26 protein-coding genes are annotated in these 26230 nt (G+C 56.8%); 19 read left to right on the top strand and 7 right to left on the bottom strand.

The window, feature by feature from the left end; all coding sequences use genetic code 11:
• The first annotated feature begins 94 nt into the window (after positions 1-94).
• From JWG43_RS08410 to JWG43_RS08400, 3 genes are all read left to right on the top strand, one after another.
• Entirely contained in the window at positions 95-2125 is a 2031-nt protein-coding gene (locus JWG43_RS08410; RefSeq protein ID WP_205242463.1) for a tetratricopeptide repeat protein, read from the top strand.
• 176 nt (positions 2126-2301) lie between these two features.
• The gene (locus JWG43_RS08405) at positions 2302-2565 is read left to right on the top strand and encodes an AbrB/MazE/SpoVT family DNA-binding domain-containing protein (RefSeq protein WP_205242462.1); all 264 of its coding nucleotides are present in this window, start codon (positions 2302-2304) and stop codon (positions 2563-2565) included.
• A complete protein-coding gene (locus JWG43_RS08400; protein WP_205242461.1) occupies positions 2562-2894 on the top strand; it encodes a type II toxin-antitoxin system PemK/MazF family toxin in 333 nt (110 codons plus the stop codon). The genes JWG43_RS08405 and JWG43_RS08400 overlap by 4 nt, the downstream gene beginning before the upstream one ends.
• Positions 2895-3023: 129 nt before the next feature.
• Here the strand turns inward: JWG43_RS08400 and JWG43_RS08395 are convergent, their stop codons facing one another.
• From JWG43_RS08395 to JWG43_RS08385, 3 genes are all read right to left on the bottom strand, one after another.
• Positions 3024-3254 (bottom strand): type II toxin-antitoxin system HicB family antitoxin, encoded by a 231-nt coding sequence (locus JWG43_RS08395; protein WP_205242460.1) that lies wholly within the window; start codon positions 3252-3254, stop codon positions 3024-3026.
• Positions 3255-3394: 140 nt separating this feature from the next.
• Positions 3395-3802 carry a type II toxin-antitoxin system VapC family toxin gene (locus JWG43_RS08390; protein ID WP_205242459.1) on the bottom strand — a complete coding sequence of 136 codons (408 nt, stop codon included), beginning with the start codon at positions 3800-3802 and terminating at the stop codon, positions 3395-3397.
• Positions 3799-4041, bottom strand: coding sequence for a ribbon-helix-helix protein, CopG family (locus JWG43_RS08385; protein ID WP_205242458.1), 243 nt, complete (start codon positions 4039-4041; stop codon positions 3799-3801). The genes JWG43_RS08390 and JWG43_RS08385 overlap by 4 nt, the downstream gene beginning before the upstream one ends.
• A 168-nt stretch (positions 4042-4209) precedes the next feature.
• Between JWG43_RS08385 and JWG43_RS08380 the strand changes: the two genes are divergently transcribed.
• The 9 genes from JWG43_RS08380 (at position 4210) to JWG43_RS08340 (ending at position 8399) form a co-directional block, all read left to right on the top strand.
• Positions 4210-4503: a HigA family addiction module antitoxin gene (locus JWG43_RS08380; RefSeq protein ID WP_205242457.1), complete on the top strand. Its 294-nt coding sequence runs from the start codon at positions 4210-4212 to the stop codon at positions 4501-4503.
• Positions 4504-4551: 48 nt separating this feature from the next.
• Positions 4552-4845: a BrnT family toxin gene (locus JWG43_RS08375; RefSeq protein ID WP_205242456.1), complete on the top strand. Its 294-nt coding sequence runs from the start codon at positions 4552-4554 to the stop codon at positions 4843-4845.
• Positions 4817-5044: a CopG family transcriptional regulator gene (locus JWG43_RS08370; protein ID WP_205242455.1), complete on the top strand. Its 228-nt coding sequence runs from the start codon at positions 4817-4819 to the stop codon at positions 5042-5044. Before JWG43_RS08375 ends, JWG43_RS08370 begins: the two co-directional genes overlap by 29 nt.
• A gap of 117 nt (positions 5045-5161) precedes the next feature.
• The gene (locus tag JWG43_RS08365) at positions 5162-5437 is read left to right on the top strand and encodes a type II toxin-antitoxin system prevent-host-death family antitoxin (protein ID WP_205242454.1); all 276 of its coding nucleotides are present in this window, start codon (positions 5162-5164) and stop codon (positions 5435-5437) included.
• Complete coding sequence (locus tag JWG43_RS20215; RefSeq protein WP_205242453.1) at positions 5434-5670, top strand: type II toxin-antitoxin system RelE/ParE family toxin; 237 nt, start codon at positions 5434-5436, stop codon at positions 5668-5670. The genes JWG43_RS08365 and JWG43_RS20215 overlap by 4 nt, the downstream gene beginning before the upstream one ends.
• Positions 5671-5840: 170 nt before the next feature.
• Complete coding sequence (locus tag JWG43_RS08355; protein WP_205242452.1) at positions 5841-6077, top strand: type II toxin-antitoxin system ParD family antitoxin; 237 nt, start codon at positions 5841-5843, stop codon at positions 6075-6077.
• Positions 6077-6388 (top strand): type II toxin-antitoxin system RelE/ParE family toxin, encoded by a 312-nt coding sequence (locus JWG43_RS08350; protein ID WP_205242451.1) that lies wholly within the window; start codon positions 6077-6079, stop codon positions 6386-6388. The genes JWG43_RS08355 and JWG43_RS08350 overlap by 1 nt, the downstream gene beginning before the upstream one ends.
• Before the next feature lie 87 nt (positions 6389-6475).
• Complete coding sequence (locus JWG43_RS08345; protein WP_205242450.1) at positions 6476-7138, top strand: REP-associated tyrosine transposase; 663 nt, start codon at positions 6476-6478, stop codon at positions 7136-7138.
• 121 nt (positions 7139-7259) lie between these two features.
• The gene (locus JWG43_RS08340) at positions 7260-8399 is read left to right on the top strand and encodes a radical SAM protein (RefSeq protein WP_205242449.1); all 1140 of its coding nucleotides are present in this window, start codon (positions 7260-7262) and stop codon (positions 8397-8399) included.
• A 212-nt stretch (positions 8400-8611) separates the two neighbouring features.
• On the opposite strand, the gene JWG43_RS08335 is transcribed toward JWG43_RS08340, so the two are convergent.
• On the bottom strand, positions 8612-9679 hold the full coding sequence (locus tag JWG43_RS08335; protein ID WP_205242448.1) for an iron-containing alcohol dehydrogenase family protein: 1068 nt from the start codon (positions 9677-9679) through the stop codon (positions 8612-8614).
• 378 nt (positions 9680-10057) lie between these two features.
• Between JWG43_RS08335 and JWG43_RS08330 the strand changes: the two genes are divergently transcribed.
• Positions 10058-10942 carry a DUF2971 domain-containing protein gene (locus JWG43_RS08330; RefSeq protein ID WP_205242447.1) on the top strand — a complete coding sequence of 295 codons (885 nt, stop codon included), beginning with the start codon at positions 10058-10060 and terminating at the stop codon, positions 10940-10942.
• A gap of 141 nt (positions 10943-11083) precedes the next feature.
• Here JWG43_RS08330 and JWG43_RS08325 read toward each other — a convergent pair whose 3' ends face one another.
• From JWG43_RS08325 to JWG43_RS08315, 3 genes are all read right to left on the bottom strand, one after another.
• On the bottom strand, positions 11084-11950 hold the full coding sequence (locus tag JWG43_RS08325) for a PfkB family carbohydrate kinase (protein ID WP_205242446.1): 867 nt from the start codon (positions 11948-11950) through the stop codon (positions 11084-11086).
• Between the two features lie 164 nt (positions 11951-12114).
• The gene (locus JWG43_RS08320; RefSeq protein WP_205242445.1) at positions 12115-12732 is read right to left on the bottom strand and encodes a nucleoside deaminase; all 618 of its coding nucleotides are present in this window, start codon (positions 12730-12732) and stop codon (positions 12115-12117) included.
• Between the two features lie 140 nt (positions 12733-12872).
• A complete protein-coding gene (locus JWG43_RS08315) occupies positions 12873-13088 on the bottom strand; it encodes a hypothetical protein (RefSeq protein WP_205242444.1) in 216 nt (71 codons plus the stop codon).
• An 82-nt stretch (positions 13089-13170) separates the two neighbouring features.
• On the opposite strand from JWG43_RS08315, the gene JWG43_RS08310 reads away from it, so the two are divergent.
• The 6 genes from JWG43_RS08310 to JWG43_RS08285 all read left to right on the top strand — a co-directional run bounded on the left by JWG43_RS08310 (position 13171) and on the right by JWG43_RS08285 (position 26213).
• Positions 13171-17427, top strand: coding sequence for a PEP/pyruvate-binding domain-containing protein (locus JWG43_RS08310; RefSeq protein ID WP_205242443.1), 4257 nt, complete (start codon positions 13171-13173; stop codon positions 17425-17427).
• Positions 17424-19655, top strand: a complete 2232-nt coding sequence (locus JWG43_RS08305; protein WP_205242442.1) for a copper-translocating P-type ATPase — start codon at positions 17424-17426, stop codon at positions 19653-19655. The genes JWG43_RS08310 and JWG43_RS08305 overlap by 4 nt, the downstream gene beginning before the upstream one ends.
• Before the next feature lie 249 nt (positions 19656-19904).
• Positions 19905-22028, top strand: coding sequence for a phosphate acetyltransferase (gene pta / locus JWG43_RS08300; protein WP_205242441.1), 2124 nt, complete (start codon positions 19905-19907; stop codon positions 22026-22028).
• A gap of 79 nt (positions 22029-22107) precedes the next feature.
• Positions 22108-23325 carry an acetate/propionate family kinase gene (locus JWG43_RS08295; protein WP_205242440.1) on the top strand — a complete coding sequence of 406 codons (1218 nt, stop codon included), beginning with the start codon at positions 22108-22110 and terminating at the stop codon, positions 23323-23325.
• Positions 23326-23712: 387 nt separating this feature from the next.
• Positions 23713-24888, top strand: coding sequence for an ABC transporter substrate-binding protein (locus tag JWG43_RS08290; RefSeq protein WP_205242439.1), 1176 nt, complete (start codon positions 23713-23715; stop codon positions 24886-24888).
• 116 nt (positions 24889-25004) lie between these two features.
• Entirely contained in the window at positions 25005-26213 is a 1209-nt protein-coding gene (locus JWG43_RS08285; RefSeq protein WP_205242438.1) for an ABC transporter substrate-binding protein, read from the top strand.
• The last annotated feature ends 17 nt before the right edge of the window (positions 26214-26230 follow it).

Here is a 26230-nt window from a genome sequence, read left to right as displayed (position 1 = left end):
TCAATCAGTTCAATCAAATCAACCAGCAGGGGCGTGGTTAAGGCGTGCACCTTGTTGGACTTTGATTGCTGGGAACAGGTTTTGAGGAACTGGCGTGCATAAGAAATATGAGAATTTGCTGCATTTATGTGCTGTTTTTTTCTTGATTGTGGTTGCCTATGCAGGATCTACCTCAGGTGGCTGGTACCTTGATGATACTGTCAATATCGTCGATAATATCAAATTGCATGTCGAGGATTTATCCCCCGCTTCCCTTGTTGCCGCCGCGACCGCAAAGCCTGGGGCGCCGCTTGATGCGAACAATCTGTACCGACCAACCGCAATGCTCACCTTTGCGGTCAATTATGTCTTTTCCGGAACAGATCCTTTTCCCTATCGTATCGTCAATATCGCCATCCACATTATCACCGCTTCGTTCTTGTATCTCACCTTGGTGCTTCTGCTGCAAAGTGCAAAGATGCCGCCGGCTGTTCAGCAACGGGCTGCGACCATCGCCGTGGTCGCGACACTCCTGTGGTGTCTGGCCCCTATCCAAACCCAGGCGGTTACCTATATCATTCAACGGATGACATCGCTGGCCGGGATGTTTTCCGTCCTGGCCATGTATTTGTATATTCGGATGCGTGTGCGGCACCCGGATACGATCCGGGGCAGCTACGTCGTTGCTCTTGTTCTCATGTTTCTTCTTGGCCTTGGCTCCAAGGAAATCGCTGTCCTCATTCCGCTCAATCTGCTGTTGATCGAGGTGTTTTTTTTCAAGGAATCTCGCTGGACCAGCAGAAACACTCTGTACCTGCTGCTCTCTCTTGTGCTCATCTACCTGATTGCCGCCCTCGTGACAGGTCGGGTCAATATCTTTTCCCTGTTTACCAGCGGCGATTACAGGCCCTTCACCACCTATGAACGACTGCTCACCGAGTTCAGGATCGTTACTTATTATCTGTTTCAGATCCTTGTGCCCAATGCCCAGAATTTGACCCTGGTGCACGATGTGCCCATTTCCACCTCCTGGCTCAAGCCGCCGGCAACGCTGGCCGCTTTTATTTTTCTTGGTGCCTTGTTTGCCGCGGCTGTTGCCTCGATACAAAAATATCGCCTGTTCTCTTTTGCCGTGGTGTTCTTTTTTGTCAATCATTCCATCGAGTCCACCATCATTCCGTTGGAACTGGCATTTGAGCATAGAAATTATATTCCTTCCCTGTTTCTTTTTACACCGATAGCCGCGGTGCTGGTGCAAATGGCATATACCGCCCAATGGCCAAGGATTGTACGATCTTTCTGTTTTGTTCTCATCGCTTCATATATTGCCGTGGCAATGTTCAACACCATGCAGCGGAACCATGAATGGACCGATCGGGCGGTTTTCTGGCATAAGGAAGGCCGTCATAATGAACGAAGCCCGGGGGTCGCCCTGGAATTAGGCAACCTGTACCTCGATGTCCAGGAAATAGAGGTGGCCAAGAAGTTGTATGGGATCGGTCAGAACTATATCCACCGAGCCCAGAATCGACCCCTCACCGAGGCAGCCTTGTTCAACGGACTGGGGATTGCGCACTTCCGGTTGGAACAATATGATCACGCCTTGCAACAATTTAACGCCTGCCTCGATATCATTGTCGATGACCCAAGGTGTTGGGCCAATAAAACGAGAACCTTGGTGCAGTTGCATGAGTATGAGCAAGCCGAGCAGTCGGTGGATGTTTTACTGCGCTTCAGGCCTCATTCAGACGAATACAATTTTATAAAAGGGGTGATATACCTTCGCCAGGAGATGTATGCCGCAGGGTTGCCTTTTCTGGAAAATGCGTACAATTTTTCCCGGGGCGGGTACCATGCAACGATACATCTCGCGTATGCTTTGTTCAGGATCGGTAAGGTGGAACAGGCGCTTGCCACCCTGCGCGACACTGCGGAGGAGTTTGCAAGCGATAAGCGAATGCTTCTTTTTACCGCTTTCATCCACCAGTTCAACAATACGCCGGGTCATGCCGGCAGGCAATTGGCTACCCTGCGAACACTGTATCCGGAAATGACCCTGGACGACATGGTTGCCCTCGGCGAGACACCGTACGGAATCCGGTTGATGCAGCGAGAGGACATCGTGGAGCTTGTCGGCAACAGGTGATTTCGGGGAAAATTTAGAAAATTAGGGACACTTCCCTTATTTTTATGGGAAAAATCTGAACATTCCGCAATGCGCGGAAAATAGGGGAAGTGTCCCTAATTTTTGTTCGTTGACACGTGACATGGTGCACGGTAATGTGTATATACAATGTATAATTTATTGTTAAGGAGGCCGGCATGCAGGTGTTAACAATAAAGAAGTGGGGGAATTCGCTTGGAGTGCGCATCCCGAAAAATATCGCTGAACACAGCAAACTCAAGGTAGACCAGGAGGTCAACATAGAGGTGAGAAAGGGCAATATTATCATCACCCCGGTGGCCTCGGCCAAGGAGTATTCCCTGCAGGAGCTGCTCGACCAATGCCCGGAAGAATCATTAGTGCTGGACGATGAAGATCGTGCCTGGTTGCAGGATCAACCAGTTGGCAAGGAAATCCTGTGAAACGCTATATCCCTCAGCGGGGGGACATTATCTGGACCGATTTCGATCCGGCGGCGGGGCACGAGCAGAAAGGCAAACGTCCAGCTTTGGTTCTGTCACCGGAGAGGTTTAACAAAAAGATTCTCTTGGCCTTGGTCGCACCGATCACCAGCAGGGTGCGCGGCCATGCCTTCGAGGTTCCCTTGCCTGGACAAAAAGTGGCCGGCGTGGTTCTGTGTCAGCAGGTTAAAACCATCGATTTTGTTGCGTGCGGAGTTTTTTTCGCGGAAAAAGCAGAAACAGCCCTCTTGAACGAAGTGTTGGCCAAGGTGCGGGCGATCATAAGCTGAAACCAATAAATTTTCGACACTTCCCCGGAAAATTAGGGACACTTCCCCTATTTTTATGGGACAAAAAAGGCACCTTCAATCAAGCGCGGAAAATAGGGGAAGTGTCCCTAATTTTCACAACCGCCCCATTTACATCCCCACCACCAAGGCGCAGTCGAATGAATCGCCGATAACTGGCAGGGACGGGCTATTGCGCCTCTCGGCTTGGGCTTCCAAGAGTTTTCTGGCGACATCGCGGGCGATTTCCATCGTCTCGGTGACCGTCCGGCCTTGGGCTACGAGACCGGGAACATCGTCGGATGTGGCGAGATAGACACCTCCGGGCAATTTTTCCACATGAATGGAAATGAGCCTCTCCATAGCGTTCTCCTTCGACTTCTACCGGAAAGTAGGGAAATTAGGGGGGGGAAATTAGGGACACTTCCCCTATTTTCCATGCATTGCGGGATGTTCAGATTTTTCCCATAAAAATAGGGGAAGTGTCCCTAATTTCTTAATTTCTAAAGGACTATTTCGAACTTTTTTCTTCCTTTGATCGTGTAGATTGTAAAATCACGATCAATCGTTGCAATGGTATGTATGTTGAGTTGTTCAGCCATATAGACAAGACATGAATCGGCAAAATCCATGGGTACGTCACGATATTTTTCGGTGAGCTCTTTTAGTCGGTGAAAATCTTTATTGTGGATATCATGAATCTCAACTCCTCCTCTGCCAATCCACTCTAAAAAATCGATCTGCGCATTTCGGTTGAAATCTAATAAGTGTAGTGTCTCCGATATGGAGGCTATCGTTGTGATAAGAGGATGTTTGTTCTGTTTGATAAAATCAACCGATTCTTTATGGTATCTATCGGATGCATCAAACAAGGCAATTAAAGGGCCTGAGTCTATGAGAATTTTTTTCATGTTCTTTTAGCCCGGATTTTTTCTTTTAAAATTCTTTTTCGATCGACCGACAAATTTCCCAGGCCGCTGGAATATCTACCAAAAAAATCTTGACCCAATTCCCAGGCATTGGGACGTTCGAGCTTGCCGAGATATTCTATTAAACTTTGACGAATCAGATCGGATTTGGTGAGCCCGAGATTTTTTGCAACGGTACTGATTTCTTTTTCTAAATCCGGATCAAGTCGTACAGTGATCATACTGTCACCTCCGTAATACACAATGTAATACATGGTTGTTTGTCGTGTCAAGTTGCTTCTACCGTAAAATTAGGGACACTTCCCCTATTTTCCGAACCTTGTGGAATGTTCCTGATATTTCCCATAAAAATAGGGGAAGTGTCCCTAATTTTCTCCGAGGTAAGTACAATGCAAACATTAGACCCCATTCCACCAGGTGAAATTCTGCTTGAAGAATTCCTGAACCCCATGGGTCTTAGCCGATATCGTTTGGCCAAGGAGATTGGTGTCCCCGCGCAACGAATCAGTGAAATTGTTGCCGGTAAACGATCGGTTACAGCCGATACCGATTTAAGGTTATGCCGATTTTTTGGGTTGTCTGGGAAAATTAGGGACACTTCCCCCATTTTCCGAACTTTGCGAAAGGTTCCTGTTTTTTCTCTTAAAAATAGAGGAAGTGTCCTTGATTTACCATATTTATAGCCATATAATTATAATGACAAGTTTTCTTCATTTAGCTACCTTCCCTGCATGAGCAAACGATCAGATTTTGAGTGGGATGCAAAAAAAGATAAGCAGAACCAGGAGAAACATGGGGTTTCTTTCGCACTGGCACAATTTGCTTTTCTGGATCCTGAGCGTGTTCTTCTTGAAGACCTTGACCACAGTGAACATGAAAAACGTTTCTACTGTCTTGGACGGGTTTCAGGAGGGATAATGACGGTCCGTTTTACATACAGAATGAACAAAATCAGAATAATCGGCCCCGGTTTCTGGCGGAAAGGAAAGAGAGTGTATGAAAGAGAAAATAAAGTTCACGGATGAACCGATGGGCAACGTTCAGGTCGTCTCTGACTTCCTTCCAACGCCAGAAGAACTTGCTTTGAAAGATGAAACGGTTAAGGTTACCATTACCCTCAGCAAGGCGAGTGTTGATTTTTTTAAGAAAGAAGCAAAAAAATATAATACGCAATACCAAAAAATGATTCGCAGGCTGCTGGATGAATATACAGCTCATCATTAGGAAATCAGGGAAATCAGGGACACTTCCCCTATTTTCCACTCCTTGTTGAAGGTTCCTGCTTTTTTCCCATAAAATTAGGGATGTCCCCAATTTCCTTAAAAGGATAGAGGTGAAGGTGTGAATATATCAAACGACATCAGGCCGGTAACGTACCTGAAATCCAGGACCGCGGAATTGCTCAAACAAATTAACGATACGCATCGACCTGTAATAATAACACAAAATGGTGAACCCAGAGCAGTCATTCAAGATCCACAAAATTTCGAGGATATGCGAAATGCTCTTGGAATCTTGAAGCTGATTTCCATGGGGGAAGAAGATCTGAAGAATGAAAATTTTTTGGAGCAAGAAGTCGTTTTTAAAAATATAGAAGAACAATTGAAAGAAGGATGACGCAAGACTTCAAGGTTGTTTGGGCCAGGTCTGCCGTTCAGGACCTGGCAAGTATAGTTGCTTATATCGGTGAGCAAAGTCCCGCCAACGCCAGACAGACACTGTTGAAAATAAAAAAAGCAGTATCTGAACTTAATCACTCTCCGCATCGCGGACGCTTCGTACCGGAGTTGCATAGGCAAGGAATTCTACTGTATCGGGAACTTGTCATAACTCCATGGAGAGTCCAATAAAGGGTTTCAGAGCGTACGGTGCTGGTTCTGTCGAGGAAATTAGGGACACTTCCCCTATTTTTATGGGAAAAAACAGGAATACTCCACAAAGCGCGGAAAATAGGGGAAGTGTCCCTAATTTTCTAGGTGGCTATATTACCAAAAAATCGATAACAATGATGAGGCCCACCATGGCAACACTGAACATCTCCATGCCCGATGAGCTTCGCGCCTTCATTGAAGCCCGCGTCAAAACCGGTGAATATCAGAGCGCCAGCGACTATCTGCGTGATCTTATCCGGCATGACCGCGAAAAAACAGAACAGCACTTGCTTCAAGGGCTCGAAAGCGGGCCGTCGCAACCTCTTAATATGAACACCCTGCATGAGAAGGCCCAGGCCGCCTTTGAAAACATGCAGGGTCAATAATGCCCAAGATTCTCATAACGCCAGCGGCTGAAGACGATCTTATCAATCTTTGGATGTACATTGCCCGTGACAATCGCTCGGCTGCCGATAAAGTTTATGCCGCCGAGCAAACCTTTGCTTCACTCGTCGCCATGCCGGAAATCGGCACCCTCTATCAGCCCAAGCGGTTATGGCTGAATGGCATCCGCTTCTACCCCATCAAACAATTTCACAACTATGTCATCTATTACAAACCCATTGCCGATGGCATTGAAATTATCCGTGTCCTTCATGCGCGGATGAACAGAGACAGGAAATTAGGAGAAAATTAGGGACACTTCCCCTATTTTCCACGCTTTGTTGAAGGTTCAAGCTTTTTCTCATAAAAATAGGGGAAGTGTCCCTAATTTTATAGTGCCATGCCAAGAATCGCCCGTATCATTGCGCCTGGATATCCGCATCACATCACTCAGCGCGGCAACAACCGTGCCGTGGTTTTTTATGATGACGAGGACCGGCAGACCTATCTGGAGCTGCTGGCGACGTATGCCAAAAAATATGGGCTGCAGATATGGGCCTGGTGCCTGATGGACAACCATGTCCATCTGCTGGTGGTGCCGGCGACCGAGAGCGGGCTGGCGCGCGGTATCGGCTTGACCAATATGGTCTATACCCAGTATTTCAACCGTAAACAGGGCCAGTCGGGCCGGATCTGGCAGAACCGGTTTTTCTCCTGCGTGATTGAACATCAGGCCTACCTGTGGGCGGTGGCGCGTTATATCGAGCGCAATCCGCTCAAGGCCGGATTGGTCAAGCGGGTGGAGGATTACCGCTGGTCCAGTGGCAGCTGCCATGTCGCCGGGGTGGAGAACGCCTTGCTGCATCAGCCGGACTGGCTTGATCCGACGGAGCAGCGGGCCTATGCCGAGTTTTGTCGGGGTGAGGATGACGGGCAGGACAACGCCATCCGCAAGGCTACCCAAAGTGGCCGGCCCCTGGGCGGGGAGGGTTTTGTCGGGGTTATTGAAAAGGAGCTGAATCGGTCGATTAGGACGAAAAGGGCTGGCCGGCCTCGGCGGTAGGGGGGTTTAGCGGGAAATTAGGAAATTGGGGACACTTCCCCTATTTCCCACGCCTTGGTGAAGGTTCCTGCTTTTCTCATTAAAATAGGGGAAGTGTCCCTAATTTCTGGGGGAGGAAGAGATGCGGCAGGACAGGGAAGTCTACCAGGGGTTTGAGCAGGGGCCGATCCGGCCGCCCAGCGAGAGCGGCAGTCTGCTTATCCGGGTGACCAGGAACTGCCCCTGGAACCGCTGTACCTTCTGCGGGCTGTACAAGGGGGAGGTCTTCAGTCGGCGGCCGGTGGCCCATGTCTGTCGCGATATCGACACGGTTGCTCGCTGCGTGGCGGAGTTGCAACGGCAGGGCGATGAGGGCGGCGGGGCAGGCGGTGGCGCATCGCTGCGCGACAGTGAGCCCATGGCCTGGTACGCGGCCCGCAACTGGCTCCTGGCTGGGGGGCGGTCGGTCTTTCTCCAGGACTCCAACAGTCTGATCATCAAGCCCGATGAGCTGGTGGCCATCCTGGCGCACCTGCGGGCCACCTTTCCGGGGATCGAGCGGATCACCTCCTATGCCCGTTCCCAGACCGTGGCCAGGATCAGTGACGCGGATCTGGGCCGGATCGCCGCTGCCGGCCTCAACCGCATCCATATCGGCATGGAGTCCGGGGCGGACGAAGTGCTGGCCCAGGTGCGCAAGGGCGCGGACCGGCAGGCCCACATCGATGCCGGGCGCAAGGTGGTGGCCGCCGGTATCGAGTTGTCCGAGTACTATATGCCCGGCCTGGGGGGGCGGCGGTTGTCCCGAGAACACGCCCTGGGCAGCGCCGAGGTCCTCAACCAGATCAACCCCCATTTCATCCGCCTGCGCACCCTGGCCATTCCCTCCACCATCGATCTGGCCGGGGAGGTGGCCAGCGGCGCCTTCGAGCAACTGGGCGACCGGGAAACAGCTGAGGAGCTGCTGCTCTTTCTCGAAAACCTCTCCGGCATCACCAGCCGGGTGAAAAGCGACCATATCCTCAACCTGTTCGAGGAGGTGGACGGGGTGTTGCCAACGGACAGGGAACGGATGCTCGCGGTGGTCCGCGAATTTCTCGATATGGCGCCGGAGGAGCAGGTGCTGTACCAGATCGGCCGACGTACCGGCCTGTTTCGCCGCCTGGCGGACCGCCACGATCCTTCCCTCCGCCGGCAGGCCCGGGAGTATGTCGACCACTGGCAGGTCACCCCGGCCAATGTCGACCGGATTGTCGGTCAGCTCATGCAGCGCTTCATCTGAAGCACTGTACGCGGCCACAGGCACCCCATCTTTGCACGGACGCGACTGCCCGCAGAGGAGGGCTAGAGCGGGCAGCCACCTCTGCACAAACCTGGGGCACCTGTCACCGCGTACAATCAGGAGCTTGATAAACCAAGCAGTTTTGTCAACCTCGTAATCGATGACCAAGGACCATAAGGGGAAGCGGTGAGGGCCGCCGCCCCGGTATGGTGCTACATCCGGCGGAACAGGTCCAGGGCCCGCTCCCGGGTCATGACCTCGCGCCAGTTGGCGCCAAAGCAGTTTTCCCACAGGGGCGCCAGACCCAGGGCCACGGTGGCCATGGTCTCCAGGGCCTGGTCATCCAGGTCCCGGGTCAGATTGCGGGGGAGATGGATCTCGTGTCTGGCCATCATTGCGCGGAATTCCCGCACCCCCTGGGGATAGATCTCCTCCAGTTGATCAAAGGCGATGCAGCAGCCGATGCCGTGATGGGTGCCGAGAACAAAGGAAAGGCCATAGGAGAGGGCATGACAGGCCCCCACCTGGGAGTAGGCAATGCTCATGCCGCCGAAATAGGAGGCCATCATCAGTTTATCGTCCTTGTCGGCATGGTCCTCGAGATAGACCTGGCGGCAGAGGTCCAGGGATTTTTCCCCGTAGGCCCGGCTGAATTCATTGAGGTAGGTGCCTTCCAGCGATTCGACATCGTGGATGTAGCAATCCATGCCGGTGTAGAACCACTGGTCTTTGGGCACCCCGGCCAGCAGTTCCGGATCGAGGAGGATCTGGTCGAACAGGGTGTAATCGGAGTTGATGCCCAGTTTTTTCTCCGGGCCAGTGAGGACCGTGGTCCGGGAGATTTCCGCCCCGGTACCGGCCAGGGTGGGGACGGCCACATGGTAGACCGCCGGGTTTTTGATCAGGTCCCAGCCCTGGTAGTCAGCAGCGGAGCCGGGATTGGTGAGCATGAGCGACACCGCCTTGGCAATGTCCATGGCCGACCCGCCGCCCAGGCCGATGATGCCGTCCGGGAGCCGGGGGCTGGTGGCGCGGATCTGGGCCACCAGCTGGTCGATATAGCTGGTTTTCGGTTCGTCATCGACATTGACCGGCAGGAGCAGATCCCCCTTTTCCAGCGGCAGCCGCTGTTCCAGCTCCTTGCCGACAAAGACATCGTCAAGGACAAAGACCATGGTGGAGTCGGGTGTGGGGCGTTTGCTCCGCAGCACGTCCCCCAATTGATTGAAGGAGCCGCGGCCGAAGATGATATTGGGGACTATTTTGAAATTTCTGTACATCGGGTAGGTTCCCTGGGTAAAAGTTAGCTGGATCCGTGTGTGCGGCAACCCCGCCGTCATGGATCCAGGAGTTATTGCGGGCTTGACCGTGGTGAGGTGGTGTCACGGTGGCGGAAGTGGATTCCCGAGCATCCCATGGAGGGGGCCGCCGGGATGAGGAAGGCTGTAAATGCCTCAATTCCGGCAGGTTACAGGGTCGGTTTCTGTTTACCAGAGACGGGGGGAAAACTCAACAGGGATTTGCCCTCCGCCGCGAATGCGGGAGGGTGACACGGCACCCGGGGAAAGGTCCAGGTCCGGTGATCGGGTCGCCTTGCCGGCGGATTGCCGGTCCACGGGGACGAACAAAGAGCCCCTTGCGGGCGGGCAGGAGAAGCGATGCAGGAAATCGAGCAGTTGACCAGGGAGTTGTATGCGGATATCCCCCAGGGGACCCTTTATCATTATACCACCTTCACCGGCCTGCTGGGTATTGTCGAGAGCAGGGCACTGTGGGCCAGTGATATCCGCTATATGAACGATTCCGCCGAACTGCGGCACACAGCCGATCTCATCAGGGCGGAGGTTCGGGAACGGATAGAGGCTGGTCACCCTGATTCAGGTCTCTTGACCCAGTTTGTCGACTGGGTACGGCATCGGATCACCAACGGGCACCTGCTGTTCGGGGCCTCGTTCCGCTCCCAGGGTAACCTGCTCAGTCAGTGGCGGGGCTACAGTACCCCTGGCAGGGGGGTCAGTCTTGGCTTCTCGTCGGAATCCATTCTCCGCAGTGCTCACCAACAGCGCTTCATGGTCGGTAAATGCATCTACGAACCATCCCGACAGCGGATGCTGATTCGCAAGGTGGTCGATGCCGTGGGGCAGTTGGCCGCCCGTCAGGCGGCACGGGCCGAGTCGGCCGCGGAGCGGGCCGCGGTTCTCCAGCAGGCCTTTGCCGAGGTGGAAACCGACCTGCTCCGCCTGGCGGCAATCCTCAAGCACCCGTCATTCCGCGAGGAACGGGAGTGGCGGATTGTTTCGCCGGTGATTACCGAGGATGCCGAGGCGCGGATTCTGTTTCGCGAAGGGCATGCCATGCTGGTACCGTATATCGAATTTGCCATCTGCATGGACAAGGAGCCGATCGCCATGGATCATCTATTTCTCGGCCCGACTCCCAATGTCAATATTTCCATGAATTCACTGAAGATGTTTTTAGGGAAAAACAATATCATTCCCAAGAGGGGCATCGAATACTGCCAGATCCCCTTTCGTCAGCGGTAATTCTTTCGGTCGTTCCTTGCCGCGGAGTCCTGGACAAGACCTGTCACCATTCACCACTCGGGGCATCCGTGCGCACGTCCTCTTCATTGCCGGACCCGTCCGGTGCAGTGTCCTTGCATCGAACGCCCGGGGATCCAGGGCTCAGGCAAACTTTTCCTGTTCGATCCAGGCCCTGGCACCCAGGGAGGTGCAGGCCAGGCTGGCCACCTCGCCGGCCCGGGCCAGGCTGAGGAGAAAATCGCTGGAGAGGATGTAATGGCAAAAGGCACCATGAAAAATATCGCCGGCCCCCAGGGTATCCATGACCCGGACATCCATGACCGGCACTTCGCTGATGGTGCCCCGGGCGCAGGCGAGAATCGGGTTGCCGTCCCTGGTGATGGCGATGCTGTTGATACCGTGGCCCTGCAGGCAAGTGAACACCTCCTCGGCGGTGGTGCAGCCCGGAGGCTGGAAATTGCTGGAGCAGACAGCGAAATCCACCAGGGGCAGCAGGGCGTCCAGCCCCTCTTTCCAACTGCCGCCGTCGAGGACCACGGGAATATGCAGGGAGCGGGCCAGTTCCGCCATCTGCAGGGCCTGGGGCAGGTAGTAGCCATCCAGCATGAGGATGTCGGTGTCTTCGAGGATCGATTCGCTGACCGCCTCCGGGCGGAGTTTGCGAACATCGGTGTTGGAGTAGACCACCGCCCGTTCACCCGTGGACAGGTCAACCATGATCGCCGCCAGGATCGGCGGTCTTCGTGGCTGGTCGGTGCAGTCGATCAGGTGGACCTGATGATCGGTAATGTCTTGTTTGGCGACAAAAGCAAGGGGGTGGACACCGAGCCCGGTAATCAGGGTGGTGCGGTTGCCGAAGGCGGCAAAAGCGATGGCGGCATTGGCCGCCGGTCCGCCGGCAAAGGAAAGCTGCCGTTCCGCTTTTATTTTTTCATTGTTGCGGGGATGATGCGGCAGGTAGAAGATACTGTCGGCGGTTGCCAGGCCGAGAAAGACACCTTTGTACATGATGGGTTCTCTGTGCGGTTGAAAGGGATCCGGGAGAGTGGTGGCGGCTATCATAGCCAAAATGAGCAAAAATACCATCTTTTCAGGGATAAATTTCCAGGAAGAAGCGCCTGGATCGGTGCGGGGCCAACCGTCACGGATTCATGAGCGGGACGGCGAGGACCTCACCCGCCCTGGCGGGCATTGTAGATCAACGGCTGGTCCCTGGCAAATTGGCGAAAATCCGCCAGGGCCTCTTGGCGGAGGATATCCTCGGTCAGTTCAATGCCCCGATTCGCCAGTTCCTGCCGCCACAGGGGCGGCATCGGCCCCTCGTCAAATCCGGTGATGTCTTCCAACTCCGGACCGGCCCCGGCAATGACCAGGGAGCGGACGCCGGACCAGAGCACGGCACCGAAACACATGGCGCAGGGGCTCCAGTTCACCACCAGCTGATGGGCCGGCAACCCGGGGCCGCCGAGGTCATAGACCCCCAACTGCCGTTGGGCCAGGGACAGGGCCATGATCTCGGCATGGGCCGAGGAGCAGTTGAGGGGCACGACCCGGTTGACCCCGATCACCAGCACCCGGCCCGAATCACGTTCAAAAACGCCGGCGGCAAAAGGGCCGCCGCTTTCCTCGCGGACGTTGCGGCGGGCAAAGTGGAGGACCGCGGCCATCCTCGCTTCCAGGGTCGGCAGCCGCGCCGGCAGTCGCTCGAGTTCCCGGCCGGCCCAGGTGGGGAGATCGAGCAAGAGGTGCGGCGGCGATGCAGGGTGGGTGTTGATGGGGTCGGTGTGCATGGTCTCGAATAATGGATGGATGTTGCCGATTATCAGGGGTATGGACCCATGATAGCAAGTGCCTGGTACTTTTCCAAGGCCTGAATCCGTGACGGCTTGACTCTTGTTTGCGTTTTATTTTTTTGTAATTACGTTATACTTTAGTTGAGTACTTGATAATAATACATTTCACCCGCCCCCTTTGGGGTGTCCGTCCGCGCCGACGAACGCTCACGGATCCAGGCAAGGAGGAAGATAGGCAAGGGATGCAGCAGGGTTTCCGCCGGGCAGGAGACGGGCGATTGCCCCCTTCCTGAAAACTCCTGCTGACTTTCCCCTTCATTTTCCCTACAATAGGAGCAGAGCAGTTTGTTCATACCCATCCGGACACGGTTATTGTCCCCAGACTCTCTGTTGTTTGCATTTCCTATCATTCCGTTGTTTTTTTCGAGGTAGTCCATGTCTGTTTATTCCTCTTCGCCGGTTCTCTCCTCCGATGCCCTTAAAGCCAATTTAAGGGAAACCGCTGCTCCAGTGGTAATTGACCCCGCCTATGCCCCTCTTCAGGAGGTGGTCAGCCGATATCAGGGCCTGTCGGTGAAAATAGAGGCGCTGCTCTATGAAATCAGCCATCCGTATCGCAACTGGAATCTGATCATTCCCGAGCTGCGCGCCTTTGTCCTCAAAAATATCAATCATTACCGGGACCATGAGCTCGGACCGCAAGCGTTTACCCTGTTCACCTCCATCTTCCTTGATGCCCTTGGCGATGCAAGCAAGAATGAAAAGCTGGTGCCAAGGATCATGGAGGCCATGCTGGCCTATGCCGATAAATTCATCCAATCCCTGGATGCAGCGGCCCTGTTTCGCTTCGAGCAGTCCTTCAGTCTTTTTTTCGAACAGTTACAGAAACTGGACAGCAGGGAACCCTTGCTGATGCTGTCCATGGTGCAGGGGCATCATCCCGTCCGTAAAATGGCCCTTCATTTGATCAGCCTGCGCAATCAGATCCCTGAACGACCCTTCAACTGCCATGCTCTGGCCGGTCTGATGAAAATTATTCTCCTGCGCAATTACCAGTACTGGTTGAGCGAGGACGACCCGCTGCCCTGGTTTGAGCAGCATTGCCGCGAACTCTGCCGGGACTGGCACGATCAGAACCTGCTTGTTGCTATCTCTCACCAGCGTTTGCAGGAGTCTCTCCAGGCGCTGGGGGAGATCGATATCGACCAGGATTGCCTGGCCGCCCTGGAAGTGCTGGTGGCCTTGCCCAACCACATGGATATCGTCCGCCTGTACAAGGAGGTCCCGGCCAAAATCGTCGCCGCGGCCAGCAGCGAGGTTGATGCCCAGTACCTGGAAAACCGCAAGCTGCTCTTTCTCTTTCGCATTATGGACACCAAGGGCCTGTTTCTCATCCACGAGGAGACCCTGCGGGAGATCAATCGCTCCCTGGTGCAACTAATCCGCAAACAGACCTTCGAGGAGATCGAGCAATTTTTCACCACCACCTTCCATCTGCTCAAGGCCAATGTCCGCCGTTATCCGCACACCTCGCTGCAGTGCATTCAGGTCATCGGCAACGAGGTCTTCAAGCGGGGTAATTCCCGCCTGGTCGAGGCCTTCCTCTGGGAAGCGGTGCGTTTCGGTTTTCAGTACGCCAACGTCCAGGGGGTGGACGAAGACTGGCAACCCATTGCCAACCCCGCCCACCTCACCAATATCCGGGTCTGGCTCAACCTGATCCAGCAGGAGCCCAAGTGGTGTTCCACGCTCTTTTCGGCCCTGATCATCAATATCCGCCTCTCGGGAACCTGTGTTCGCGATACCGATCTTTTTCAGCGGGATATCACCGATCTGCTCAATCACCCCATTGGCCCGATCTATAATCTTGCCAAGCAGTTCACCAAACTGATGCCGGTTTTTTTCAACGAAATCGGCGCCGAGGGCGAACTGCGCGACGTGTCCACCGAACTCGACGAAATTCACAAGCGCAGTGACCCGCTCATCCATTTTCTCCGTAAACAGGCCCATGTTGAATCCAACAATCTCATCGTCGGGTTCATTGAGGCCATTTTCACCTTCTGGATTACCCTGGAGCGCGAGTATCTCCGGGAATATCTCCCCGAGGAAGTCCTCCATCAGGTACGGGCCGAAGGGCCGTTTGTCGATGAACAGCACCAGTTGGCGCAGCGTATCAAAAAAGATCTGCGTTTCAATCATATGGCCCAGATCCTGGCTTGGCGCGATGAAGAGCGTGAGCGCTATCTGGAGGCGCAAAGCGATCTCTCCGAGGTGGAGCGGCGTCGTTTTTCCCTGCTGGTGCGGATGTATAAACTGCTCCATCTCAAATACAATCTCAGCCTCCCTGAAATCCAGAGTCAGCTGCATCAGGCCATTCATTCCGGATTTCCCGAGCTGAACCGGTTGCTCGAGGTCCTCAGGGAAGACGACCCCTTTCACTGTCTGGAGGCCCTGCTGGACCAGTTGGAACACCTGCGCCGGATTATCCTCAGTGAGGAGAGGTTCGAGCCCAAGGAGGAAATTTATCACAAACGGCACATCGCCGTGGACATCCCATCCGTCTACGGACGCTACAGCGAGCGGAAATTCGATGCCCTGGGCCTGACCTTCCGCCTGGAGAGCCTGGCCAATGTCTACCTGGAGCGCTTGTTCGACACGGTCAACCTGTCCTTTATCACCCAGGCGACTTTTATCCGCATCCTCAAGTGTCTGCGGCTGTTTTCCCGGGCCTTGCAGGTCGATGGCATCTCCAGCCGCCGCCTGGACACCTATATCAGTCTGCTGGCCTCCTCCATCGGCATCAAGCGTTTCTCCTACACCCAGCATCTTGATATCATGCGCGGCCTGTCGGAGGGGGTCAAGGACATCATCTACGCCTATTACACCAATGTCCACCAGAACAACCTCTCCATCATTGTTCCCCAGATCGGCAAGGAAAACCTGCTGAGAAAGTACCACGGTTCCTGGGACGAGAAGAACATGCCGGAAAATGTCCTCCGCCTTTCCGAGACTTTTTTCCGTGACCTGATCTCCACCACCTTCGGGCTGCAGCATCTCGATAATTTCATCGGCAAGATCATCGGCACCCTCGAGGCCCAGAAGGACATTCTCGACGAGAAGACCCTGGATCTGCTCATGACCTACAACCCGGAAAAGGCCATCAGCAGCCTTCATGACGAAAACCTGCGCACCCACAACCTGATCCATCTCGGCAACAAAGGGTTTAACCTGGTTGTCCTGTCGCGGGACAAGAAACCGGTGCCGCCGGCTTTTATCATCACCACCGAAATATTTCGCTGCTACCGGGCGGTGCGGACCTTTGACCGCGCCCGGGACGAATTCATGCGGCGGGTGCGGGCGGCGATCACCAGCATCGAGCAGCTGACCGGGCTGGTGTTCGGTTCGCCGGACAACCCCCTGCTGCTGTCCGTCCGCTCCGGATCGGCCATTTCCATGCCGGGCATCATGTCCACCATCCACAATGTCGGCGCCAACGAGGAACTGGTGGAGGAGTACGTCGTTGCCCATCCGGAGGCGAAGTATTTCGCCTGGGATAATTTCCGCCGTTTTCTCCAGTCCTGGGGCATGGCCAGCGGCATGGAGCGCGATGATTTTCAAGGATTGATGGATGCCCATAAACGAACCCATAAGGTCCTCTACAAGAAGGATTTTTCGCCGGAGCAGATGCGCCAGTTGGCCCTCAGCTACCAACAGGCGGTGCGCAAACGGGGCTACGGCATGCCCGAGGATCCCTGGCTGCAGCTGATCGGCGCGGTGGACACGGTGTTTGATTCCTGGCACACCCCCAAGGCCCGGGAGTACCGGCATCTCATGGGGGTCTCCGACGACTGGGGCACTGCGGTCATTGTCCAGACCATGGTGTTTGGCAATCTGAGCACCCAGGCAGGCAGTGGCGTGCTGTTCACCGCCCACCCCTACCGCAAGGTGCGGCGGGTGGCTCTGTGGGGTGATTATGCCCCCGGGGATCAGGGCGAGGATATCGTCTCCGGCCTGGTGACCAGTTTTCCGATTTCGGTGGAACAGGCGGAAATCGACGGCCGTGACGAAGACAGGAGTCTGGAGCGTCTCTTCCCCAGGATTTATCAGCGCCTGCTCGAGATCAGCCGTGACCTGGTCTATGATAAGGAGTGGAATCCGCAGGAAATCGAGTTTACCTTCGAGGGACCGGAACCTGATCAGCTCTATATCCTCCAGACCAGGGACATGATCACCATCAAGAAAAAGGAGCATCTCACGGTTTTTGTCGACTCCGATCTGGCTCATAAGGCGATCCTGGCCAAAGGCATCGGTGTTTCCGGTTCGGCGATGTCCGGCAGGGCGGTCTTCAACGAGGAGAATATCCGCCAGCTGCGCCGGGAAGAACCCAAGACCCATCTGATCCTCATCCGCCAGGACACCGTGCCCGAGGATATCCGGGAAATATCCCTGGCCGACGGCCTAGTCACCTCCCGGGGCGGGCAGACCTCCCATGCCTCGGTGGTGGCGACCAGACTGGAGAAGACCTGCGTGGTCGGTTGTCGGGACATGCAGGTCTACGAAACCGATGAGTATGCCGAGATCAACGGCCGCCGCATCGGTTTCGGTGATCCCATTGCCATTGACGGTCGCCATGGTTTGCTCATCGAAGGCAACTATCCCCTGCGCGAGGAAGTGCATATTCTGCCGTTATGACGACTCCCGACGGGTTTCCGGACACTTTTTTCGTCACGCTGCAGCCCCGGCCTACCGGGGAAGACCTGGAACTGATAAGTGATATCCTCCAGGCCCGGGATGTGGACGCCGAAGTGATCTTCGAGGAAGGGCGTCTGCGCCTGACCACGGAACAGCATCCGGCGGACGTACTCCTGCGCCTTACCGACATCGGTTTTCAGGCGGAGCTGGAAGAAAGGGAAGCCGACCCGCTGCTTTGTCAGGCACGGGAAACCCGGATGGAGATTCGTGGTTCCTGGAGGCGGGCGCTGCTCGCCGGGACAGCGGGCTTGGCAATCATGGTGGGCGATATGTCGGGGTTTTTCCCCCAACTGCCCCAAGGGCGGCTCTTCTGGGCGCTGACCGCCCTGGTCTGCCTGCTGGTCATGTATTGCTGCGGCCGCAATTATTTCATCGGTGCCTGGAGACAGCTCCGGCTCCGGTCCGCCAACATGGACACCCTGGTGGCCCTGGGGACCGGGGCGGCCTGGCTGTCCTCGGTGATCGTCATTGCCGACCCCGCTTTTCTGCCCACCGCCGGCAATCATCTCTATCTCGACGCCTCGGTGATGATTCTCGCCTTTCTCCAGCTTGGCCGCATCCTGGAAACCCGGGCCAAACAGACCACCAACAAGGCCATCGGGGCCCTGGTCGGCCTGCGGGTCAGAACCGCCCGGGTTTTTCGGGCGGCCGGCGAGGTGGAAGTCCCGGTCTCGCTGCTGCGGATCGGCGACCATATCCTGGTGCGGCCCGGGCAGAAGGTGCCCATGGACGGGGTCATCATCTCCGGCTCGACCACCATCGACGAGTCCATGCTCACCGGTGAGCCGCTGGCGGTGAAGCGGCAGGAGGGTGATGCGGTCACCGGCGGGACCATGAACCGTTCCGAGACCTTTATGCTGCGGGTCACCCGGCTTGGCGACGAGACCGCCCTGGCACGGATCATCAAGCTGGTTCGGGAAGCGCAGATGAGCAAGCCGCCCATTGGCCGCCTGGTCGATCGGTTCGCGGCAGTTTTTATCCCGGTGGTCATCCTCATCAGCGTCGTCGCCTTTGCCTACTGGATAACCATGGGGCCGGAGCCCCGCCTTGCCCATGCCCTGACCACCGCCATCGCGGTGCTGGTCATCGCCTGCCCCTGGGCCCTCGGGCTGGCCACCCCCGTGGCCGTCATGGTGGGGACCAGCCGGGCCGCGCAAAGCAATGTGCTCATCCGCAACAGCGATGCCCTGCGGACCGCCGCCACCCTCAGCCATGTGGTTGTCGACAAGACCGGCATCCTCACCGAGGGACGGCCGGCGGTCACCGCGGTCTTTCCGGCCGCCGACCTGACGGAGCAGGAAGTGCTGCAATGGGCCGCCAGCCTGGAAAGTGGTTCCGGGCATCCACTGGCCGAGGCCGTGCTCACGGCGCAGCGGCGGACCGGGGGAGCCCTGTTTGACCTGGCGAATTGCACCGCGGTCGCCGGTCGGGGTGTCCGCGCCGAGCGGGAGGGGATCGGTTTTTTCCTTGGCAACGATCATTTCCTCATCGAACAGGGGCTGGCACTGCCCGAGCATCTGGTCACCGAGGCCGGACGGCAGGCCGGTGAAGGCGGCACGCCGGTATGGCTGGGGGAGAGCCGGCGGGTTCTGGGCCTGCTCATCCTCAAGGATCCGGTGCGCGGGGATGCGGCGGCCGCTATCCGTGCCCTGCACGGCATGGGGATCACCGTGGTCATGTGCACCGGCGACAACCGAACCACGGCCGAGGCGGTGGCGCGACAACTGGGGATCGTCAACGTGCACAGCGAGCTGCTGCCGGCGGAGAAACTCCAGGTGATTCACACCCTGCGGGAGCAGGGCGGCAAGGTGGGCATGGTCGGTGACCGGGTGAATGATGCGCCGGCTCTGGCCAGGGCCGATACCGGCTTTGCCCTGGGCAGCGGCACCGATGTGGCCATCGAGAACGCCGATATCACCCTCAACGGCGATTCCCTCCTCCTCGTTGCCCAGGCTGTCGCCATTTCCGCCGCCACCATGCGTACAATCCGCCAGAACCTGTTCGGGGTCTTCATCTACAACGCTATCGGTATCCCTTTGGCCGCTGGTCTGCTCTACCCCTTCACCGGGTGGCTGCTCAACCCCATGTTCGCCAGCGCGGCCATGGCCCTGTCCTCGGTGACCGTGGTCGCCAATGCCAATCGGTTGCGTTTTTTCCGCTTGGGATGAGGGAAAGAGCTTTTTTCGCTCGATCCCGCCGGTCTCCGGCGCGGTTGCCGGCCTTGCGGTTTCGATTTGATTTGCGAAAATTTTCCAGGGTTCTACACTGAAACCAGGATCTGCGAACAACAAAATATATCCAAAACAAGAGTCCTGCCGTCACCGATCGAGGTGAAAGACAAGGCGGCATCGATCGTCCTCAACTGGGGGCCGTTTTTCACTTTATGCCGCGAATTGGCGGTACCATGAGGTTTTTTTATGGCGAACAATCTGTATATCACCGCATCGGAGGAACGGAGCGGCAAGTCGGCCATCGTTCTTGGGGTCATGCAGATGATCCACAAGGAGATCAGCCGCATCGCTTTTTTCCGGCCGATCATCAATGATCATGTTTTTGGTCGTGTTGACCACGATCTCAATCTGATTCTCAAATATTTCCATCTCGACATCGAATACAGCGATACCCATGCCTTCACGCTCAGTCAGGCCCGACAGCTGATCACCTCCGGTCAGGAAGAGCAATTGTATGAGAAGATTCTCATGAAGTATAAACAGCTGGAGAGCAGGTACGATTTCGTTGTCTGTGAGGGGACCGATTTCCGGGGCAAGGATCCCGGCTTCGAGTTCGATCTCAATGCCGACATCGCCGCCAACCTGGGAGCCCCGGTTCTGGTGGTGACTACCGGGCGCGACAAGAGCACCGAGGAAATCTGCACCAGTACCGCCATCACCATCGATACCCTGGAAGAAAAAGAAGTGGAAGTCGTCTGCTGCATCATCAACAGGGCTCCGGAGAGTTTTCTCCGCGATACCGCCGGCAGCACCAAGTGCCGCGAGCAGTTCAAACGGCCCCAGCCCCTGTATGTGATTCCGGAAAACAAGTCCCTGGGCAACCCGACCATCGACGATGTCAAACGCTGGCTGGGAGCGGAGGTCCTCTATGGCAAACCGAGCATGCTCAACCTGGTGGACAGTTACCTGGTCGCGGCCATGCAGATCAGCAACTTTCTTGATTATATCAAGGAAGGCAGCCTGATCATCACCCCCGGTGACCGTTCCGACATTATTATTGCCAGCCTGGCAAGCCGGATTTCCTCGGCCTACCCCAATATCGCCGGTATCCTGGTCACCGGCGGTCTGGATCTCAGCCTCAGCGTCCAGCGGCTCATCCAGGGGTGGACCGGTATTCCGGTGCCGGTTCTGTTTGTCGAGTCCCATACCTTTGACACGGTGCAGAGCGTCAACGAACTCTACGGTCGCATCGAGCCCACCGATACCAAGCGGATCGCCACGGCTCTCGGGTGGTTTTCCAAGTATGTCGATGTCCCGGAACTGACCACCAAAGTCGTTGCCCGCCGTTCGCAAAAAATCACCCCGCGGATGTTCGAATATTCCCTGGTGGAGAAGGCCTCCAGTAACCGACAGCACATTGTCCTGCCCGAGGGGACGGGGGAGCGGATTCTCAACGCCACCGACATCATTCTTCGTCGTGGGATCGCCGATATCACCCTGCTCGGCAAGGCCGAGGATATTCAGGCCAAGGCCTCGGCCCTCAATCTCAACATCGAGGGCGCCAGGATTATCGATCCTGCCGGATCCGAGTATTTTGAAGATTTCGTCCAGACCTACTACGATATTCGCAAGCATCGCGGTATCGTCATGGATGTGGCCCGGGACCGGATGTCCGATCCCACCTTTTTCGGTACCATGATGGTCCATAAGGATCTGGCCGATGGCATGGTCTCCGGTTCCATTACCACGACAGCCCAGACCATCAGGCCGGCCTTTGAGTTCATCAAGACCAAACCCGGCGTGTCGGTGGTCTCCTCGATTTTCATCATGTGTTTTCAGTCCAAGGTGCTGGCCTTTGGCGATTGCGCCGTGGTGCCCAATCCCGATGCCCGCCAGCTGGCGGAGATCGCCCTGAGTTCCGCGGAAACCGCCTCGATCTTCAGTATCGAGCCGCGGGTGGCCATGCTCAGTTATTCCACCGGCATATCCGGCTCAGGCCAGGATGTGGAAAAAGTGGTTCAGGCCACCGCTCTGGCCAAGGAGATGATGAAGGAGCGTGGACTTGATTTTCCTCTGGAAGGACCGTTGCAGTATGATGCCGCCTTTGATCAGCAGGTGGCGGATTACAAGTCACCCGGATCCTCGGTGGCCGGGCACGCTACGGTCTTCATTTTTCCTGATCTCAATACCGGCAACAACACCTACAAGGCGGTGCAGCGGGCTGCCAATGCGGTGGCCATGGGCCCGGTGCTCCAGGGATTGAACAAGCCGGTCAATGACCTGTCCCGGGGCTGCACGGTCCAGGATATCGTCGATACCGTGGCGCTGACCGCCATCCAGGCCCAGGTGGCCAAGAGTAAAACCCCATGACCCGGTCGCACGGCGGAACAGGGCACAGCGGTACCCGGTATCGGAAGGCACCGTATTCGCCGGCACCCAGGAAACAGCTATGAAATATTTAGTCATTAATTCAGGAAGTTCTTCGATCAAGTACCAGGTGATCGACATGACCACGGAAAGCGTGCTCGCCACCGGCCTGGTGGAACGGATCGGCGAGGCTTCGGGCCGTGTGCAGACCACTTTTTATCCGGGTACGGCCCGGGAGCGGGAATCGGTTGTTGAGCAGGCCATTGCCGACCATGGCAGCGGCATGCGATCGGTGCTGGCGCTGTTGACCGACCAGGAGCAGGGGATCATCACCCAGCCCTCGGAAATCGCCGCCATCGGCCATCGGGTGGTGCACGGCGGCGAGGATTTTCAAGCCTCCACCCTGATCACCCCGGTGGTGATCCAGGCGATCGAGCGCAACATCCCCCTGGCCCCCCTCCACAACCCGGCCAACCTCGACGGCATCCGCGTGGCCATGGAGATTTTCACCGGTTTGCCGCAGGTAGCGGTGTTTGACACCGCCTTTCACCAGACTATGCCGCCCCGCGCCTTCCTCTACGCGCTCCCCTATGCGCTCTACGAGCAGGATCGGGTGCGGCGCTATGGATTCCACGGCACCTCGCACCGTTTTGTGGCCGGCGAATGCGCCCGGTTGCTGGGCAAGCCCTTGAGCCAGTGCAATCTGATCACCGTGCACCTCGGTAACGGCTGTTCCATGACCGCGATCGAAAACGGAGTCAGCGTGGACACCTCTCTGGGCATGACCCCCCTGGAGGGCTTGGTCATGGGGACCCGCTCCGGCGACGTCGACCCCGCGCTTCATCTTTTTCTGCAACAACATAAGGGGATGGACCTGGCCGCCATTGATGCGATGCTCAACAAGGAGTCGGGGTTGAAGGGACTCTGCGGGTTAAATGATATGCGCGATATCCACAAGGCCGCCGCCGGCGGGGATGAACGGGCCGCCCTGGCCCTTGCGGTGCAGACCTACCGCAATCGTAAATATATCGGCGCCTTCATGGCGGTGCTCGGCCGGGTGGACGCCATTGTCTTCACCGCCGGTATCGGGGAAAATGATCCTGTGGTCCGCGCTGAATCCCTCGAGGGCCTGGAGGCCTTCGGGGTGCGGCTCGATCCGGACAGGAACCGTCGACATACCGGCGAGGCGCGCTGCATCAGTCAGGAGGACAGCAGGGTGCGGGTGTTTGTCATTCCCACCAACGAAGAGTTGGCCATTGCCCGGGAGGTGGCCGTTGTGATCGGGGGTAAGCGGCGTTGATTCTCCCCACTGTCCCCGGTGGCTGCCACCCCGCGGGGCGAATCGTTGCCGGCCGTGGACGGTTTTGCCGGTGTCGGCGCGGGAGTTCTTGCCTGGTTGTCCACGATGGAATAGAATTTATACAAGGGTTCGCGAGTGTTTTTCCGTGCGTCAGCTTTATTATCGGTGACCGTTCGCTTAAAAGGAGATTTTTACCGGAGGGGTACGGGCAATGAGGATAGCGTGCGGACAGATGCCCCGAAGGGCGGCAGGTGAGGGTGATTTTCAAGGATTTCGTTGCCAGTGTATGGTGATAACAGCATGATATATCAAAAATAAGTGTCCGTTCGTCACGGATTTAGGTCATGATAAAGTTGTATTCGGGATCCATGATCCAGGGAGGGGAACATGCGTCGACGGTACAGTTTGCTGATCATTTTGCTGGGTTGTCTTGTCGGGCTTCATTTTCCCGGTCAGGCGCTGGCGGGGGAGGATGCCATTACCATCGCGGCGATCTATGCCCAGAGCGGGCCGGCGGCCGCGGGTAACGCTGCGTCCCTTGCCGGGGCGCGCCTGGCGGTCCAGGAGTTGAACAACAAGGGGGGAGTCCTGGGCCGGCCGATCCAACTGGTGGAGATCGACAACCGCTCCACCCCGATTGGCGCCAAGGTCGCTGCGGATGAGGCCGCGCGACTGGGGGTCACCGCCATTGTCGGATCCTCCTGGAGTTCTCATTCCATGGCCGTGGCCCAGGTGGCCGAGGAGCAGAGGATCCCCATGGTGACCAATATTTCAACCCACCCGGAGGTCACCAGATCGCGTGCCTATGTGTTCAGGGTCTGTTACACCGATGATTTTCAGGGCCGGGTCATGGCTCGTTTTGCCGCGGGAGAACTGGGCGCCACAACCGCGGTCATCTTTCGGGATGTGAGCAGCGAGTACAGTATCAGCCTGGCCCAGGCCTTTCGGACCACCTTTGCACGTCTTGGCGGCGAGGTGCTGCTCGAGGTCGATTACAAGCGCGCCCAGGACGGTTTCAGGGAAACGATGGCCAGTGCCCGCGGGATTCAGGCCGATGTGGTGTTCATTCCCGGATACGATGAGAGCGCTGCCATCATTGCCGAGGCCCTGGCCGCCGGCCTGCCCGGCCCCTTTCTCGGCGGCGACGGCTGGACGGCGGGCAATTTCATCGACAGAGGGGGTACCGGCTCGGCACGGGGCTATCACTGCGATCACTGGCACGAGAAGGTGACTCCAGCAGCTGCCCGCGAGATCCTTGCGACCGGTCGTGCCTTCCTGGACGAAACCTGGCCGGTTGGGTGGCGTTCGGCCACGGCCCTGGCCTTTGACGCCGTGTATTTACTTGCCGACGCGCTGGAGCGGGCCGGAACCACGGATCGGGGCGAGTTGAGAAGGGCCCTGGCCGAGACCAGAGGATTTCCCGGCATCACCGGCGAACTCCATTTCAACGAGCATGGCGATCCCATCAAAGGTGCTGTTATCATGGAGATTGTCGGCCAAACCAGCACCTTCTTCACCTGGGTGCCCCCGGAGATCGAGGCGCCGGAACGGGCGGAACGCTGAGCCACCAGCACCAGCAGGTGGGTATTGCCTGAATCCGTGAGCGGACGCCCCGAAGGGCGGCGGGTGAAAGGTATTGCCAAGGATTCTGCTGTACTTATAAATGAGCACAGCAAGATATGTCCACAGCACGAGTCCAGTTGTCACGGATTCAGGTATTGGAGAAAAACAGTATGCAGGCAGGATTGGTATCATCGTGGGTACTTGTTTTTTTTGTGTTGGCTCTGTGCTGTCCCCTTGCCGGCATTGCTTCGCTCCAGTCCCAGGAGCCGCGGCCGGTGCGCCTTGCCCTGGTGCTGGCACAAACCGGGATAGCCATGGAAGCGGAACTTCCCGCCATGCAGGCCGCCCAACTGGCGATGGAGGAGATCAACCGTGCCGGCGGGATTCTCGGCCATCCGCTGGAGATCCTTTTTTTCGATAATCAGAGCACACCGCTGGGTGCCAAGCAGGCCGCGGAGCAGGCGGTTCAGGCCGGGGTCCTGGGGGTGATTGGTCCTTTCAGAAGCTCCCATGCCCTGGCCGCGGCCCCTGTACTGCAAGGAGCCCGCATTCCCATGATCACCCCCATCGCCACCCAACCGGAAATTACCCGGATCGGTGACTGTATCTTCCGGGTCTGTATCACCGATGACCTGCAAGGCCTCCTGGTGGCCCGCTTTGCCCGTACCAGACTCTCTGCCCGCACCGCGATCGTTTTGACCAATATCAATGAGGCCTATTCCTTGACCCTGGCCGACACCTTCAGCACATCCTTCGAAGCGGCCGGGGGAAAGGTGATCCGGCGGGGAGGGTACAAGGGGAGTGATGCCGATTTCACCGCGCTCCTCGAACCGCTCAGGGAACTGCGGCCGGATGTGGTGTTCATTCCCGGTTATCACCGGGACAGTGGCCTGCTCATGCTCCAGGCGGTGCAGATGGGGATCCGTTCCGTCTTTCTGGGCGGAGATGGTTGGGGGGAGCCGATGCGACGGTATGGCGGCGAGGCCGTGGTGGGGGCCTATTACATGGCCCATTATCACCCGGATGTCCCGTCCGGGGAAAATCGGGTTTTGCAGCGGCTGTACCGGCAGAGGTTCGGCCAGGAGATCCAAATGAACCTGATCCCGTTGACCTATGACGCGATCCTGCTCTTTGCGGATGCCGCCCGCCGGGCCGGGGAGCTGGACCGGGAAGCCATCCGCCGGACTCTTGCCGCCACAGCTGATTTCCAGGGTGCCACCGGCACCATAACCTTTGATGCTACCGGCGACCCCATAGCAAAAGAGACGTTCATGCTCACCTTCACCCCAGACAATACGGCCCTGGTCGAGGTCATGGGGCGATGAGAACGACGCAAGGCATG

Source organism: Desulfobulbus alkaliphilus, from assembly GCF_016918545.1.
In the GTDB taxonomy this organism is placed as follows: Bacteria; Desulfobacterota; Desulfobulbia; order Desulfobulbales; family Desulfobulbaceae; genus Desulfobulbus; species Desulfobulbus alkaliphilus.
This window is presented reverse-complemented; position numbering and strand designations above follow the sequence as displayed.